The sequence below is a fragment of the Roseimicrobium gellanilyticum genome (genome assembly GCF_003315205.1).
Classification (GTDB): Bacteria; Verrucomicrobiota; Verrucomicrobiia; order Verrucomicrobiales; family Verrucomicrobiaceae; genus Roseimicrobium; species Roseimicrobium gellanilyticum.
Genome location: NZ_QNRR01000010.1, coordinates 40,375 through 53,031 on the forward strand (window position 1 = coordinate 40,375; position 12,657 = coordinate 53,031).

A 12,657-nucleotide genomic window follows, 5' to 3' on the forward strand; every position below is an offset into this window, starting at 1 on the left:
CGGTGCGTACCGACTCATTTCCTCGCTCATCTCGGGATCAACACCAGCACCGTGGCGGACTTCACCTTCTCGATGGTGGTGCTGGCATCCGCTGGATTGGCTGGTACCGGGACCTTGAGAAGCGCTTTCGCGGCAGTGGTCGATTCGATCAATGCTCGGGCGACGGTGCTTTTCACCGCATAGTTCACGTTTTGAGCTTCGGAGGGATCAAAGGCCGAGCGCACCACACCGATCACCCATCCACTCTGCAGATGCACGAGTGCACCTCCGGAGTTGCCGGGCTGCACAGGCACGGAGATTTGGTAGCTTGAAGCCTCGTCTCGTGCCCCCTTCAGACTGCTCACCGTGCCATCCGTAAACTTGGGCTCCACCCCCTGAAGGGTGGGGCGCGGATAGCCAACCGTGAATACGCTCGCGCCAAGTGTTGCCTGTCCGTCGCTCAGAGGAAGCCATTCTGGGGCCGCGCCGGAGGTCTTCAGCAGGGCGAGGTCTGCCTTCGGATCCGTCTTCATCACGTGGGCCTTGAGGATTTCACCGGATGCGGTGCGGATGTCCACTTCAGTCACGTTGTCCACCACATGGTGGTTGGTCAGCAGCCAGCCGTCGCTGGAGACGAAGAAGCCACTGCCCATGGAGGAATAGTTCGCCAGCAGACCGAGAGTTTGTCCCTGTCCCTCGTTCCCGCGCCGGCGCTCCATACTGCCGTAAAAGGTCTTGGCGAAGTCCTCTGCAGAGCGTGACCCGAAGAACTTTCTCAGCACCGGACTTGCGGTAATCTTCTTGATGAGGCTTTGCTCCATGAATCCGGGGAGGTCTGAGGGCAGCTGACCGGAGTTGAAGGCTTCAACCGCCTCGTCATAGACCTTTTCCATGGCGGTGAGGAGTTCGCCAGCCACCGTATCATCGCCCCCGCAGAACTGCAGGCTCAGAAAGTTGCGGAGTTCCGTGCGCTTCGCTTCCTTGGCCTTCTCCGCCTTCTCCTGCGCGGCGAGCTCCTCACGAATGGCCTCCTTCTCGCGGGCGGCGTCCATGCGGGCCATCTCTTTGAGCCCGGAGGCTTCACCTTCGACGTGTTCCACATACTTGATGCAGAAGTGCACCGCCACGCCAATCAGCACGATTGCGCCCACCACGATGCCAGCCAGCATGAGCTTTGCCTTGGTCTCCTCTCTGGCGGTATCTTCTGCCGTAGGGTGCCGGTACTGTGGTTGCCCAGGACGCTGTGGTCCCGGGTGGCGTGCCTGGGGATGGGGCGTATGAGCTTGCTGGGGCGGTCGTCCGGTGGGCCTCTGGGGCTGCTGAGGGTGCGATGGTTGGGGTTGTGACCGGTGCTGTTGTTGCTGTGGCGGAGAGGCTGCCTTCGGCTGCACCAGGGTGGCCGTGGGTATCTCCGGCTCCGGCAGGGCTCCGAGCTGGAAGGCCTGGCCGCAGGCGGGGCAGCGCACCTGGGCGCCGGCGTGGGAGGCATCCATCTGTAGCATGGCCTGGCAGAATGGGCAGGCGAAGTTCGCGATCATGGCGGCTGGTCAGGTGATGACGAGGGACAGGAACGTATTTTTCCAAGCCGTGGTGGCCCGGCAAGCCGAGGCTAAGCGGCGTCCTTAGTAAACCACAAGCAAGAATTTTTGTTCCATGGAAGAATGCGAACGTTTTGCACCGTTTTCTTCCGCCCTCATTGCTCCGGTTGAGGGCTTGTTCCTGTACCCAAACCCCATCCTTGCCAAAACCTCCACTCCCGCTTCAATCACCGGCGGTACTTCCAAGTCATCATGAAACGTCTCCTTCTTTTCACCTCACTCCTCGCGGCAGCAGCCGGTTCGCTTCACGCGGACGTCAAGCTGGCCAGCGTGTTCACGGACAACATGGTGCTCCAGCGCGGCAAGCCCGTCGCGGTCTGGGGCAGTGCAGACGCGGGTGAGGAGGTGTCTGTATCCTTTGCCGGCCAGAGCAAGAAGGCCACGGCGGACAAAGACGGCGCGTGGAAGGTGGCGTTGGACAAGCTCGAAGCCAGTGCCGAAGGCCGCGACTTTGCGGTGAAGGGCAAGAACGAGGTGACCCTGAAGAACGTTGTCGTGGGTGAAGTCTGGATCTGCTCCGGCCAGTCGAACATGCAGTGGTCCGTGAAGGCCTCGCTCGACCCGGACAAGGAAATTGCGGAAGCCAAGCATCCCAACATCCGCCTCTTCACTGTCCCGAACGTCGCCAAGGATGAACCGCAGAAGGTGGTGGAAGGGACTAAAGGCTGGCTCGTCTGCAGTCCTGAGACCATCCCCAGCTTTTCCGCCGTGGGCTACTTCTTCGGTCGGGAACTTCAGGCGAAGCTCGACGTGCCCATCGGCCTCATCAATACCTCCTGGGGCGGCACCCGTGCGGAGGCCTGGACCAGCAAGCCTGCGCTGGAAGCCTCTCCCTCGCTGAAGGCGATCATCGCAGGATGGGACGAGTTCTTCAAAACCTACGATGCCGCCAAGGCCAAGGAGCAGTATGAAGCTGCCGCCAAGGTGCAGAAGGATAAGATTGCGCAAATCAAAGAAGAGAATGCCAAGCCCGGTGCCGCACAGAAGCCTGTGCCGAATGCACCTGGTGCCTTCCAGGATCAGACCAAGTCCCAGCATCGCCCCGCAGTGCTGTTCAATGCGATGATTGCCCCGCTGGTGCCTTACACCGTGAAGGGTGCCATCTGGTACCAGGGGGAGTCGAACCAACGCCGTGCCGAGCAGTACCAGACGCTTCTGCCCACGATGATCAAAGACTGGCGCAAGCAGTGGAGCGATGACTTCAGCTTCTATATTGTACAGCTCGCGGGCTTCGGCCCCAGCGGTCCGAAACCGATTGGTACACCTGATGCCTGGGCAGAACTGCAGTGGGGGCAATTCCTCACTGCCATCAAGACTCCGAAGTGCGGCCTCGCGGTGACGAATGACATTGGCGATGAAAAAGACATTCATCCGAAGAACAAGCAGGACGTCGGTCGCCGGCTTGCCCGCCAGGCTCTGGTGAAAGACTACAAGGTGAAAGATCTCCTCTCGGGTGGCCCCGTGTATGCCGGTGCTGATGTCACGGGTGCCAAGGTCGTGGTGAACTTCAGCAATGCCGAGGGACTCAAGGCTCGCGATGGTGGTGAGATCAAAGGCTTCATCATCTGCGGCGAAGATCGCGTGTGGAAACCCGCGAAGGCCAGGGTGTTCGCCGGTCGCCCGCAGGTGCATGTCTCCAGCGAGGAAGTGAAGAATCCCGTCGCGGTGCGTTACGCTTGGGCCGGATGGATTCCTGAAGCGAATCTTGTGAACAAGGACGGTCTGCCCACGGGTGTCTTCCGTTCGGACAAGTTCGATCTCTCGACCAAGGGAGTGCTGAATCCTTTCACGGAAAATCAGCCTGTGCCCGCTCCCGCCTCCGCCAAAAAGGAGGAGGTGCGTCCTGCTGAACCTGCCAAGAAGCCCGCGACCGAGTCCCGGTCCTAGGCATTGAAGCCTGTCGCTGCCCCTAGGGGTCCCGTCTGCATGACGGGATACGCTCCGGGGCGGCAAGGCACGCAACACAGCGGAGCCTGCAGTGTCTCGGCCGAAGAGCTGCAAATCTCCGCGGGGCGAAGGTCCGAGTTTTTGAGGCAAGGATCGCAACCTTTGCAGCGAGCCGGAGTGGCTCCTGTGATAGGTTTCATCACCTGATGTTGCCTTTTGTCTCCAGAGCGCTTGGTGCGGCATTGCTGTTGGGAGTCACCAGCATCATGGCGCAGGCAGCCGATGAGCCGTCCAGCGAGGGGATGACCACTCTGTATCAGAATGTCTGCGCCACCTGCCACGGCAGCAGGGGCGAGGGCAGGGCGGAGGTGAAGGCTCCATCGATTGCTGGCCTCCCGGATTGGTATGTGCAGGGGCAGTTGGAGAGTTTCCGGGCGGATCGCCGCGGCATCCACGAGAAGGACCTGGAGGGGCAAATGATGCGCGCCGTGTCCAAGGTGCTGAGCGAGTCACAACTGGCGGCCATGGCGCGCCACGTGGCAGGCATGAAGCGTGTCACGCCCTCTCCGACCATGGTGGCGGATGTCGCCGCCGGACGTGAACTCTATGCGGAACGTTGCATGGAGTGTCACCGGTACAATGCAGAGGGTGAGCTGTTCTTTGCCAGTCCGCCGCTGGTGGGGCTGCAGGATTGGTACCTTGCGTCCCAGATCCGAAAATACCAGTCAGGCATTCGTGGAGTACACCCGAAGGATGTGAATGGACAGAAGATGGTCTTCAGTTCCGGCTTTGTGGAGAGCGAGGAGGTGCTGCACTCCCTGGTGGCCTACTTGATGGAACTTCAGAAACCCAAGAGCAGTGAGACCGCATCAAAGGACGAAGATCCATTCCGGACTGGAGTGCAGGAGAAGTAGGTGTCTATGATGGGCCACATCATGGATGAGGCGTCGCCAGCTCCCGCAATCACCGGACCTCCAGCTCTCCCACGGATTCCGTGGCGCCGGCGTGTGTGGCAAAGCATCACTGCACCGTGGTTTTCTCTGTTGATGGAACAAACGGTCATGTGCCGGGTGATGCTGGCCACAGTGGCCATCCTTGGGGGAGCTCATCTCATGGGGTGGTCCCTCTGGCCGTGCTTCTTCGCCTCCATGACCGGCCTCCCGTGTCCCGGCTGCGGCATGACGCGCGCGACCGCGGCCTTGCTCAAAGGGCAGTGGTCGTTGGCCATGAAGTACCATCTATTTTCTCCGGGGTTTCTGGTGCTGGCGGCCTTTCTTGGCTGGGCTGCACTTGCACCAAGATCCTGGCGTGACCCGGTGATTCGATGGGTGAAAGGGGTGGAGCGCCGCACCTGCCTGCCACTCCTCTTTTTGGTGTGTGCCTTCATTTATGGCTTGATCCGGATGGCAGTACCCTCCACCAATCCGCCCATAGTCAGTCCTTCACCGGTGCGCGCCTGGTTGCAGGAGCGGTTCTCTACATCATCCTGCTGGTCAAACTGTTCAAGCACGGTGGTGTCGGTCTTGGCATCTTGGGATTCTTCTGCAGTCCTTTCACCTACATTTGGGGCTGGATGAAATCGACCGAGCTGGGACTCAAAAAGCTCATGGTCTGGCTGACCATCCTTTTGCTTGTCTCGGGTGCGCTGTTCGGCGCAGGTGCCGGATTGGTGGTAGGTGACCCTGAAGTGCAAAAGGCCATCAGAGAAGCCCAGGAGCAGCAGAAGCTGAATAATCCAGGCTACTAGCCGACGGCTGGCACTTTCCCGTTTTCACGGGCCACCTTGCGATCATGGTGCGCAGGGTGGGCTGTTGATTATCTCACGACAATCTTCTGCAGCAGCGGAAGCAATTCCGTCAGCTCGCGTATTTCATGGTCGGCGGCGATGGTCGCGGAGTTCTCTCCCACCACGCGAATCGTGTGCGGCACGCCCGCGCTCATCGCCATCTGGATGTCACGATCCTGATCACCGATGAGCCAGGAGCGGGTGAGGTCGAGGTTCAGGTTACTCGCGGCCGCCAGCACCATCTCGGGACTCGGCTTGTGGCAAGTGCAGCCCGGATCACTCTTCAGGCACGTGCAGGCATGGATGGCATCAAAGGCTGCGCCATATTTGGCCAGTTCTTCCTGCATGCGGTGATGCATGTCATCCAGCGCTTCCAGGGTCATGAGCCCCTTGCCCACGCCCTGTTGATTCGTCACCAGCACCAGTGCAAAGCCCTGTTTTTTCAGCCAGGCCAGCGCCTCGATGACCCCTTCACAAAAATGGAATTCCTCCCAGCACAGCACATAGCCAGGGCCGGGTGACACATTCACCACACCATCGCGGTCGAAGAAAAAGGCGGGACGCAAACTCACAGTCGTTCAAGTAACGGCATGTTATCGCGGCGTCGATGAGAAATGCCGACCATCACCATCATGGCTTCCAGTTCCATTTCTCTTTCCACTTCGTTTCGAGTTCCTCGCGTGTGATCACCTGCTCGGGATGCTCGCGATGTGCCTCAAGACGGTGTGCGAGCAGCTCCCGCTTCACATCCTCCCAATCAAGGAGCTCCTCAGGATGGTCCTCTGCATGTTGAATCCTCCGCTGCATCTCTTCCCGCAGCGAAAGACTCTCATGGTGGCTGGAATCTTGTTCCATCAACAAACGGTATCAGGCGGGCGCTCCTAAGCAAGCTACTCCCACACCGGATACCCATGGATCAGGAAGTTGTCCCCCAGGCTCTCATGCCACACATCCGCGAGTTCCACGGAGCAGGCGCCATCCGGGAAGGCCACGCCGCCCACGGACATGACACCACCGCCGCAGACGCGTGGGGCGAGGTACCAGAAGCATTCGTCCACATGGCGTGAGGCAAAGGCCTGGCCGAGCAGGTTGCCGCCGCCCTCGACGAGCACACACGTGATGTCGAGCTTGGCGAGTTCCCGCAGGATTTCTTCAAAGGAGAGATCCCCCTTCAGCACCTTGGTACGCTTTTTGAATTCATCTGTGAAGATGTGGGACTTCTTCGGCAGGCTGCCGGAGCGTGTCACGACCACGCGCCATGGCTGGTTCTTCTCCTCAGGGATGTCGTCGCCGCGCAGGGTGAGGCGGGGATTGTCCTGTCGCACGGTTTCGCCGCCGACCAGGATGGCATCGCAACGCACGCGCAGTTGCATGGCGTGATCGCGCGCGGCCTTGCTGGTGATGTTTTGGGATTCACCCGGCGGCCGTGAGAGCCGTCCATCGAGACTCTGGCCCACCTTCGCGATCACATAGGGCAGGCCGGTGGTGATCCATTTTGCAAAGGGACGAATCAACCGGGAGCACTCCTCTTCCAGCACGCCACTTTCCACGTCGATGCCTTCCTTGCGCAGAAGCTTGTCCGCCGAACCTGCGTGTTTGGGATTGGGGTCATGGAGCGCATACACCACCCGGGAGATGCCGGCGTGAATGAGGGCTCGTGTGCAGGGTTGGGTGCGTCCCTTGGTGGAGCACGGCTCGAGAGTCACGTACGCCGTGGCGCCGCGCACATCATGTCCACTGCCCATGGCATCCTGAAGGGCTTCAATTTCCGCATGCGGCAGGCCGGCACGATGATGGTAGCCCTCTCCCAGTACCGTGCCATCCTTCACAATCACGGCGCCGACGGGCGGATTGGGCGCGGTGAGTCCGATGCCTCGCGAGGCCTGGGCCAGCGCGATGGTCATGAAGTATTCGTCGTCCGAGGAAGCCATGATTGCTGACAGGGAGGGGGCTGTGACGTGTCCCCACTATCCACGCGAGAAACGGACTTTCTGCAAGGAAGCATTCACTCGATGAAGCATTGAAACAGAACGCTCACAGAAGCACTTCCAGCCGTCCTCCACGGCAGAGCCTGAGGCCTCGCTGACTCAGCCCTGCTGACGCGCTCCGGTTTGCTGCTGCATGAACTTCCGCACCTCGTTGTAGAGAGCGTCTGTTTGCGTGGCAGGAGCATGCTGCTTCACACCATCCAGCCAGGCATTCGTGCTTGGCGTGTGGCTCTGGGCAATCTGTATCAGCGACTCCATCCGGATCGGCACCGTCTTGCCGGCATGCAGGGCATCGGCCAGTGCGAGCTCGGCAGCACGATCGAAGACCCAGCGCAGGTCGGCACCGGAGAATCCGGCGGTCGCTTGGGCGAGCATGGTGTCATCGAGTTGGGCAATGGGCTTGCCCTTGGAGAGCAGCTTGATGATTTGCAGCCGGGCGCTCTCGTCCGGTGGCGGCACGAAGATGGCCTGGTCGAAACGCCCGGGGCGACGCAGCGCCGGGTCGAGTTGCCAGGGGGAATTCGTGGCGCCGATGACAAGGATCCGCTGGTTCTCACCGCGCAGGCCGTCCAACTCACTGAGGAACTGGTTCACGATATTGCGCGTCTGGGTGTCGCGCACATCGCGGCGGTTTGGAGCGAGGCTGTCGATTTCGTCGAACACCAGCACGCACGGCGTATTGGCACGGGCGGTCTCGAAGATCTGGTGCAGGTTGCGCTCGATGCTGCCGTAGTACGGGTCGAAGATCTCGTGCAAGCCGATGGCAAAGTAGTTGCAGGCCACCTCGCCTGCCGTGGCGCGCAGGAGCAGAGTTTTGCCGCAGCCGGGGGGGCCGTACAGCAGAATGCCGCCGCCAGTTCTGCGTCCGTAGGCCTTGTAGAGCTCCGGGTGCTGCAGAGGGTAGATGATCTTCAGGCGGATCTCCTCCTTCAGAGCGTCCATGCCACCCACATCGGAGAAGGTCACGCGGAAGCGCTCGCCATCGCCCGGGGCGAAGAAGGTTTCCGGCTTCCAGTCGCCGGTCACCGCCTCATCGAAGGGATCGTCAAAGAATTCCTGCTGCACCTCCGGCGAGAGATCGTCTTCGTCCAGTAGGTCAAAGGGGCTGTTCGACTTGTCGCGGGCAGGCGTACCGGGCTTGGCCACGCGGCCGAGGTCGGCCTCCAGTGCAGGATCGCAGATGGAGGCGTCCATCTCCTGCGCACGCTGGTAGTACTCCAGTGCGCGGGCGCGGTTGTTCTCCGCGAAGAAAATACGGCTCAGCACCAAGTGCGCGGCGGCATTGCCGGGATCGCGCTGCAGGATGCGTTCCACACGCACGGCGGCGCCACTGGTGTCGCCTTGCAGCACGAGCGTGCGGGCGAGGCAAAGTTGGGCTTCAACATGATCCGGCTCCAGGCACAGGATGCGGGAGAAAATGTCATGCGCCTCCTCGAGCAGGAGCTCATCCAGGCACGTGTGTCCGTACAGCAGCAGGAGCGCCGTGTTGTCCGGCGCATGGCTGAGGGCTTCGCGAAGAGAGAGGAGTCGTGACATGACGCGCGTGCCGTTGCGGGTGGACAAGCAACTTAAGTGCCGCTAGGCGCTCATTTCCAGAAAATTCTTCAAGAGTCGTTTACCATCTTGGGTGAGAATGCTTTCCGGATGGAACTGCACTCCATGGATCGGCAGTTCCTTGTGGCGCAGCCCCATGATTTCGGATTCGTCATCGGCAGCGACCGCCGTGATCTCCAGGCAATCGGGCAAAGTATCGCGCTTCACGATGAGAGAATGGTAGCGCGTGGCTTCGAAGTCCTGCGGCATGGTCGCGAACACCGACTTGTCGGTGTGATGGATGCGCGAGACCTTGCCGTGCATGAGACGACCGGCGCGCACCACATCGCCGCCGAACACATCCCCGATGCACTGGTGCCCGAGGCACACGCCAAGGAGTGGAACCTTGCTGCCGAAGCGGCGAATCACATCATTGCTCACTCCAGCTTCCTTTGGCGTGCACGGACCAGGTGAGATGCAGACGTGGCTGGGCTTCATCTTTTCAATCTCCTCCAGCGTTACCTGATCGTTGCGGCGGATCTCCATGGTGGCACCCATCTCGCCGAAGTACTGCACGAGGTTGTAGGTAAAGGAGTCGTAGTTGTCGATGATGAGGAGCATGGCCGGGGTTTGCCATGCGATGGACCAGCATGGCGGGTGGCAAAAGGTAGCGGACCTCCCATGGGACGCAAACGCAGATGCGGTTTTGAGCGAGGGGATTCAGCCGTGAAACCAGTTGCGAAATGGAGAAATGGCTGGATTAATTAACTTCTCCAAACTTTTCGCCGTCGCAAGAGATGATGCGAACCCACATCCGGTCCCTGTCGTGCCCCACCCGAATTCTGCACGCTCGGGCCCGTTTCTTGCAGTTGTTCAACCGGTTACGACTGGTCCAAAAAGAGGGAAATGCAGCATTGCATCGGCATGAAACACGCTATAGGCTTCCTGCCGTTCACGCCATGCCCTGCTCCCTTCCGGTACTGGCGCGCGCATTGAGGCTCCCCCAGCTCAGGTGCGTGCGGTTTTGACTTCGTAGAGAACCTCACTCCCGCTCCCACCCCTCATGCTCGATCTGATTTCCAAAGGCGGCGCCCTCGTCTGGGTGCTCCTGGGTTGCTTTGGGCTGGCCCTGGCAATCTTCGCGGAACGCATCTCGTACTACCACCGGGCTGGCATGAATGTCGGCGAATTCCTCGCCGGACTCGCCAGCCTGATTCGCAGAAAGAACTACGCCGAGGCCCTGCAGGAATGTGTGGCCACCCGCGTGCCTGCCGGACGCGTGCTGCACGCCGCCTTGCTGCGCCACCATTCGACTCGCGAGCAGCTCAAGGACATCGTGCAGGAAGCCGGACAGCTCGAGGTGCCTCGCTTGGAGCGCTACCTAAGCGTGCTGCACGGCATCGCACATGCCACGCCACTCATTGGTCTGCTGGGTACCATCCTCGGCCTCATGAATACTTTCACCCGCCTGAACAACGAGAATGGCTATGCCACACCGGCGGAGGTGGCAAATGGGGTCTTCCTGGCGCTCATCACCTCGGCTCTCGGTCTGGTGGTGGCGATTCCCAGCTACCTTTTTTATTCCTTCCTCGCGGCCAAGGCGCGCCATCTCATGCATGACCTGGAGCGTGCTGGCATCGAAATCGTGAACATCCTTGAAGACAATCGCGAGCCTGCCCACGCTGCGACGACCGGTGGGGCGCAGATTGTGGAGTTCCGCAAAACGGACTCCGGCAGCGCGCTGAAGCGCGGCTAGAGAGACCTGTCAGTGAAGGGTGGAGGCGACAGATGTCCCTCCTCAATAGCCATGACACTCTGGACCATTCTCAAGAGGACATGGTACGTCGTGGTCTACAACGGCAGGTTCTCCTTCAAACCGGCAGAAAAGGCTTTGCTGGATGCCGTGATAGCGAAGCTGCCAGAGGACGACGCCAGCGCACTTCAGGCGCAATTGCGGTCGATGAACTGTCTTCAGCGCTTCTTTAAACGGCAGTTGGTGTGTTTCCGTTTCAGACGCTACAAAGGGCCGCTTCTCAGCAAGAAAGACAGTCCATGCTGTGTGGCGCTTGTAACCGTCCGGATGGACGGCGAAAGCGTGTTCGTCAATTTGGTTTCCATGCACGGGTTGCTCAGGATCCTCTATATTCCGGCGCCACTCAGGGCAGATGCTTCCCTGGACGTGGCAGATGTCGTCGTGTTTCCCTTGCATCATTCCCCACAGGGAAAGGAGCAGGGCTGACTGGCCGCTGGTGATGTCGGAATGGAAGGATTTGTAGTTGCACCCTGCGCTGCAAGTCGCGATCCTACCTTGATGGAACCTTTGAGGATCCGCTGATGCCCTCGTCCCTTTTTCTTCACACCCCAGTGCCGCGCCCTTCATGAAGCTCGTCAGTCATCTGCCGAAGCCGGGCTTCTGGATGTATCTGGGGCCTGTGCTCAATGTGCTGCTGCTCCTGCTGCTCTTTTTCCTCTTGGGCTCGAACTTCGTGATCCAGAGTGGCGTGGCGGTGAAGCTGCCGGAGAGCGCTTCGCGGCTCAATGGCTTCGAGAGGGCGCAGGTGGTGACCTTGCCCTCGGGGAATGACTCTTCCATGTACTTCAATGGTCGGCCGGTGACCTACGAGGAACTGGGGCGCCAGCTTGAGTTGAAGAAGACCGAGGGACGCCGGCTCATCATCCACGCGGATGGGGGAACGCCGCTGGGAGGGCGTTTCCAGCAGGTGAGCAATCTCGCACTACGCATGGGCTACGAGGTGGCCTTCGCTACCCAGCCGGCGAGGTAAGGTGGAGAGGTGTCATTCGCCGTTTGCATTCCATGCCTGCTGAAACCTCCAAGGAATCACCGCTCATCTTCCACTGGCCCCGGCCGTTGGAGCAGGGGAAGCGGCTGATCTTCTGGATCGGCGTGGTCGCGTTGGGATTGGCCGGCTTCTTTTACGTTTTCCAGGTCGTGTATCCGCAGTCGCAGCGCAGCACGCCCATTCCGCATCAGGTGCTGCTGCTGGATCCTTCGGATCCCATTGCGCGGGCGATTCTGAACAAGGTGCAGGATCGCGATTTCCTCGTGCTGCCGAGCGATGATCCCGGTGCAAACGCGGCAAGGCTTGAGGACCATGCGCCGGTATTCCACCCGAGCTATGAAGGACATCAGCTCGGCTTGCAGGATCTTCCCCACAAACCCTTCACCGTGCCGCCCGCCCGCCTCTTGAAGGTGGATGAACCGGTGCTGCCGCCCTTGGACCTGAGCGGACTGAAGAGACCTGTGGAAGACGCGATGCCGACCTCGAAGGAGTCTGCACCTCGTCTGGTGGTGAAGCTCACCGGCGCGCTGGCGACACGGAAGATGATACACCCACCCGACCTCGCCGGCCTTGCTCCTGCGGATCCTGGCGCGCATCACATCCAGCTCGGTGTGGATGCGCATGGGCGCGTCTGGTTTGCGCTTCCTCTTCGGGAGTCGGAGAACCTGGTGGCATCCGCAGAGCTGACCGAACGGCTCACCCGGACACGCTTCGAGCCGGTGACGGTGAAGAAGGAGTCTGCAGAGACGCCGACGTGGGGCGTGGCGACCTTTGCCTGGGAGACTCCGGTTGGTCCGTGAGGCAAGCCATCACCTGATACTTCCTGCTGCACCATGATACACGTCTCCCTCACCAACCTGCTCCTGCTGGGCATGATCGTGGGGCTGGCGCTGCTCGGGTGTTTCTGGCTCTATGCCGTGTGGAAGGAAAGGCGCCAGGAGGGGCGGGCACGGCAGGATCTCGTCTCCTGTCGTATTTGCGGAAACATCTACGAGAATCTCAGCCGCAGTCCCATGACCGCATGTCCGCAGTGCGGCTCGCTGAACGAGGCGACGAAGCCCAAGCCGATTTAGGCGCCTCCAAAC

Annotated in this window: 15 protein-coding genes; 9 read left to right on the forward strand and 6 right to left on the reverse strand. The window is 60.5% G+C overall.

Going from position 1 to position 12,657, the window contains the following annotated elements; genetic code table 11:
- Window positions 1-26 precede the first annotated feature (26 nt).
- Window positions 27-1,517, reverse strand: a complete 1,491-nt coding sequence (locus DES53_RS23545) for a S1C family serine protease (protein WP_113960785.1) — start codon at window positions 1,515-1,517, stop codon at window positions 27-29.
- Between the two features lie 252 nt (window positions 1,518-1,769).
- Between DES53_RS23545 and DES53_RS23550 the strand changes: the two genes are divergently transcribed.
- The 4 genes from DES53_RS23550 to DES53_RS33165 all read left to right on the forward strand — a co-directional run bounded on the left by DES53_RS23550 (window position 1,770) and on the right by DES53_RS33165 (window position 5,211).
- A complete protein-coding gene (locus DES53_RS23550; RefSeq protein ID WP_113960786.1) occupies window positions 1,770-3,464 on the forward strand; it encodes a sialate O-acetylesterase in 1,695 nt (564 codons plus the stop codon).
- A gap of 266 nt (window positions 3,465-3,730) precedes the next feature.
- Window positions 3,731-4,378 carry a c-type cytochrome gene (locus DES53_RS23555; RefSeq protein ID WP_170157339.1) on the forward strand — a complete coding sequence of 216 codons (648 nt, stop codon included), beginning with the start codon at window positions 3,731-3,733 and terminating at the stop codon, window positions 4,376-4,378.
- 198 nt (window positions 4,379-4,576) lie between these two features.
- Window positions 4,577-5,041 carry a DUF2752 domain-containing protein gene (locus DES53_RS23560; protein ID WP_281270200.1) on the forward strand — a complete coding sequence of 155 codons (465 nt, stop codon included), beginning with the start codon at window positions 4,577-4,579 and terminating at the stop codon, window positions 5,039-5,041.
- The gene (locus DES53_RS33165; RefSeq protein ID WP_170157341.1) at window positions 5,038-5,211 is read left to right on the forward strand and encodes a hypothetical protein; all 174 of its coding nucleotides are present in this window, start codon (window positions 5,038-5,040) and stop codon (window positions 5,209-5,211) included. Before DES53_RS23560 ends, DES53_RS33165 begins: the two co-directional genes overlap by 4 nt.
- A gap of 68 nt (window positions 5,212-5,279) precedes the next feature.
- Here DES53_RS33165 and DES53_RS23565 read toward each other — a convergent pair whose 3' ends face one another.
- From DES53_RS23565 to DES53_RS23585, 5 genes are all read right to left on the reverse strand, one after another.
- Window positions 5,280-5,816, reverse strand: a complete 537-nt coding sequence (locus tag DES53_RS23565; RefSeq protein WP_170157342.1) for a D-glycero-alpha-D-manno-heptose-1,7-bisphosphate 7-phosphatase — start codon at window positions 5,814-5,816, stop codon at window positions 5,280-5,282.
- A 64-nt stretch (window positions 5,817-5,880) separates the two neighbouring features.
- Window positions 5,881-6,105: a hypothetical protein gene (locus DES53_RS23570; RefSeq protein WP_113960790.1), complete on the reverse strand. Its 225-nt coding sequence runs from the start codon at window positions 6,103-6,105 to the stop codon at window positions 5,881-5,883.
- Between the two features lie 35 nt (window positions 6,106-6,140).
- Window positions 6,141-7,181 carry a bifunctional diaminohydroxyphosphoribosylaminopyrimidine deaminase/5-amino-6-(5-phosphoribosylamino)uracil reductase RibD gene (ribD, locus tag DES53_RS23575; RefSeq protein WP_113960791.1) on the reverse strand — a complete coding sequence of 347 codons (1,041 nt, stop codon included), beginning with the start codon at window positions 7,179-7,181 and terminating at the stop codon, window positions 6,141-6,143.
- Window positions 7,182-7,337: 156 nt separating this feature from the next.
- Window positions 7,338-8,774, reverse strand: a complete 1,437-nt coding sequence (locus DES53_RS23580) for an ATP-binding protein (RefSeq protein ID WP_147263573.1) — start codon at window positions 8,772-8,774, stop codon at window positions 7,338-7,340.
- Between the two features lie 42 nt (window positions 8,775-8,816).
- A complete protein-coding gene (locus DES53_RS23585) occupies window positions 8,817-9,392 on the reverse strand; it encodes an anthranilate synthase component II (protein ID WP_113960793.1) in 576 nt (191 codons plus the stop codon).
- 442 nt (window positions 9,393-9,834) lie between these two features.
- Here DES53_RS23585 and DES53_RS23590 point away from each other — a divergent pair, with 442 nt between their 5' ends.
- The 5 genes from DES53_RS23590 (at window position 9,835) to DES53_RS23610 (ending at window position 12,645) form a co-directional block, all read left to right on the forward strand.
- A complete protein-coding gene (locus DES53_RS23590; RefSeq protein WP_113960794.1) occupies window positions 9,835-10,527 on the forward strand; it encodes a MotA/TolQ/ExbB proton channel family protein in 693 nt (230 codons plus the stop codon).
- A 51-nt stretch (window positions 10,528-10,578) separates the two neighbouring features.
- A complete protein-coding gene (locus tag DES53_RS23595) occupies window positions 10,579-11,010 on the forward strand; it encodes a hypothetical protein (RefSeq protein WP_113960795.1) in 432 nt (143 codons plus the stop codon).
- Window positions 11,011-11,149: 139 nt separating this feature from the next.
- Complete coding sequence (locus tag DES53_RS23600) at window positions 11,150-11,554, forward strand: biopolymer transporter ExbD (RefSeq protein ID WP_113960796.1); 405 nt, start codon at window positions 11,150-11,152, stop codon at window positions 11,552-11,554.
- 32 nt (window positions 11,555-11,586) lie between these two features.
- Window positions 11,587-12,372 carry a hypothetical protein gene (locus tag DES53_RS23605; RefSeq protein WP_113960797.1) on the forward strand — a complete coding sequence of 262 codons (786 nt, stop codon included), beginning with the start codon at window positions 11,587-11,589 and terminating at the stop codon, window positions 12,370-12,372.
- Between the two features lie 33 nt (window positions 12,373-12,405).
- The gene (locus DES53_RS23610) at window positions 12,406-12,645 is read left to right on the forward strand and encodes an FmdB family zinc ribbon protein (protein ID WP_113960798.1); all 240 of its coding nucleotides are present in this window, start codon (window positions 12,406-12,408) and stop codon (window positions 12,643-12,645) included.
- Window positions 12,646-12,657: the final 12 nt, after the last annotated feature.